A 2,507-nucleotide genomic window follows, 5' to 3' on the forward strand; every position below is an offset into this window, starting at 1 on the left:
GCCGCGAAGCGCGCGGCGGAGTCGGGCGTGCCGTGGCGTGCGCCGTCGGGGCCCGACGAGTTCGCCGATGCGATCGGCGAGCCGGCGGTCGTCGTGGACGCCGTCTTCGGCGTCGGCCTGACGAAGGCGCCGGCGGAGCCCTTCGCCGCGGCGATCCGGGCGATCGATGCGTGCGGCGCGTTCGTCGTGTCGGCGGACGTCCCCTCGGGAGTGGACTCGGACACCGGTCGCGTCCCAGGCCGCGCCGTCCGCGCGAACCTCACCGTGACGTTCACGGCGCTCAAGCCCGGGCTGCTCCTGTATCCCGGCGCCGAGCGCACCGGGCACGTGAGCGTCGCCGACGTCGGCGTGCCGGCGGACTGCCTGCCCGCCACGGACGTTCTGGAGGTGTGGGACGCCGCCGACTACCGGCGCGTGCTGCCCGTCGCGCCGCGGGACGCGCACAAGAACGATCGCGGCCGCGTGCTCGTGGTGGCGGGCTCCCGCGCGTACACCGGCGCCGCGGCGCTCGCCGTCGCCGGCGCGCAGCGCATGGGCGCGGGGTACGTGACACTCGCGGTGCCCGAGTCGATCGCGCCCACGATGCAGGTCAAGCTCACCTCGGCGGTGGTCGTCGGCCTGCCCGAGAACCCCGGCGGGACGCTCGCCAGCAAGACGCTCGACGCCGTGGACGACCTGGCCAGGGACCACGACGCGGTCGTGGTGGGGCCGGGCCTGACGGTCGCGTCCGGCACCGTGCTGCTGGTCCGCAAGCTCGTGCGCGACCTGGCGCTGCCGCTGGTGCTCGACGCGGATGGCCTGAACGCGCTCGTGGATGCGGTCGAACTGCTCGATGCGCGCCAGTACCCGACCGTGCTCACGCCGCACCCCGGCGAGCTCGCGCGGCTGCTGTCCACCGACGCCGTGTCGGTGCAGTCCGATAGGGTATCCTCGGCCATGAGGCTGACCGGCGAGCACCGCTGTTGTGTGCTGAAGGGCGCTCGGACGGTCGTCGCGGGCTCGGGGCGCAGGGTGGTCACGCTCACCGGCAACCCCGGGATGGCGACGGCGGGCGCCGGCGACGTGCTCGCGGGAATGACCGGGACGCTGCTCGCCCAAGGGGTCGCCCCACTGGCGGCCGGCGCGCTCGCGGCGCACCTGCACGGGGCGGCGGGTGACGCGGCGGCCGATGCGCTGACCGAGACCTGCGTGATGGCGGAGGACATAGCGGACCACCTGCCCCAGGCCGTGCGCGGCATCGCCGGCTGAGGCCGGCGCGAGAAGACGGAGATCGCGATGACCCAGCTCACCGCACGCGACGTGATGACGCCGGACCCGGTCACGGTCGGCCCCGGCCTGGCGGTCAAGGAGGCCGCGCGCCTCATGGCCGAGCACCGCGTGGGCGCGCTGCCGGTCATGGAGGGCGACCGGATCGTGGGCCTGGTGACCGAGGACGACCTCATCATGCAGGACGTCAAGGTCGAGTTCCCGACGTCGTTCCACCTGCTCGACGGCTTGCTGCTGCTCCCGTCGTCGGTCAGCGAGTTCGAGGCGGAGCTGCGCAAGGCCGTCGGCGCCACCGTGGCGGACGTGATGACGTCCGACCCGGTCACCGTCGATGCCGGCGCGTCCATGGAGGACGTCGCGACCATGATGGTCGACCGCGAGGTCGGCAGGATCCCCGTGCTCGACTCCGGCCGCCTCGTCGGGATCGTGTCCAAGTCCGACCTCGTCCGAGCGCTGGCGTCCGAGGAGTAGCCATGCCCTACCTGCGGCCCGCGTGGGCCGAGGTCGACACAGGAGCGGTCACCGCCAACGTGCGCGCGCTGCGCGCGTGCGTCGGTTCGGGCGTGGCGTTCATGGCAGTCGTCAAGGCCGACGCCTACGGACACGGCGACGTGGAGTGCGCGCGCGCCGCGCTCGCCGGCGGGGCCGACCGGCTCGGGATCGCCACCATCGAGGAGGGCGTTCACCTCCGCGAGGCGGGGGTCACCGCACCGGTCCACATGCTCGTGGAACCACCGGCGTCGGGCGCCCCGCTGGTGGTCGCACACCGCCTCGTGCCGACCGTCTTCACCAAGGAGGCTGCGATCGCGCTCTCCCGGGCAGCCGAGCGGGCGGGCGAGACCGTCGACTTCCACCTGAAGGTCGACACGGGCATGAACCGCATCGGCGTCCGCGCCGAGGAGGCCGCGGAGTTCGCCGAGACGCTCGCCGCCCTGCCCGGTCTGCGCATGGAGGGCGTGTTCACGCACTTCGCGACGGCGGAGGTGCCTGGTGACTGGGACTTCGACGCCCAGCTCGAGCGCTTCGGCGAGGCGCTCGAGACGATGCGCGAGCGCGGCATCCGGACCGGCGTCGTGCACGCGGCGAACAGCGCGGCGGCGGTGCTGCGTCCCGAGAGCCGCTTCGACATGGTCCGGTGCGGCATCGCCGTCTACGGCCTCCACCCGGCCGACTCGACCCGCGGCCGCGTGGATCTGACGCCCGCGATGTCCGTGAAGGCGAAGGTGGCCAGGGTGCAGCGC

The 2,507-nt window shown here is 73.8% G+C and carries 3 protein-coding genes; all 3 read left to right on the plus strand.

What is annotated here, in order from left to right; translation table 11 throughout:
- Window positions 1-1,248 (plus strand): NAD(P)H-hydrate dehydratase (locus tag FDZ70_09220; GenBank protein TLM70290.1); only part of this gene is annotated, 1,248 nt, incomplete at its 5' end.
- Between the two features lie 27 nt (window positions 1,249-1,275).
- A complete protein-coding gene (locus FDZ70_09225; protein ID TLM70291.1) occupies window positions 1,276-1,737 on the plus strand; it encodes a CBS domain-containing protein in 462 nt (153 codons plus the stop codon).
- Window positions 1,738-1,739: 2 nt separating this feature from the next.
- A partial coding sequence (alr, locus tag FDZ70_09230; protein TLM70292.1) for an alanine racemase occupies window positions 1,740-2,507 on the plus strand: 768 nt, incomplete at its 3' end.

It is taken from the genome of Actinomycetota bacterium, assembly GCA_005774595.1.
In the GTDB taxonomy this organism is placed as follows: Bacteria; Actinomycetota; Coriobacteriia; order Anaerosomatales; family D1FN1-002; genus D1FN1-002.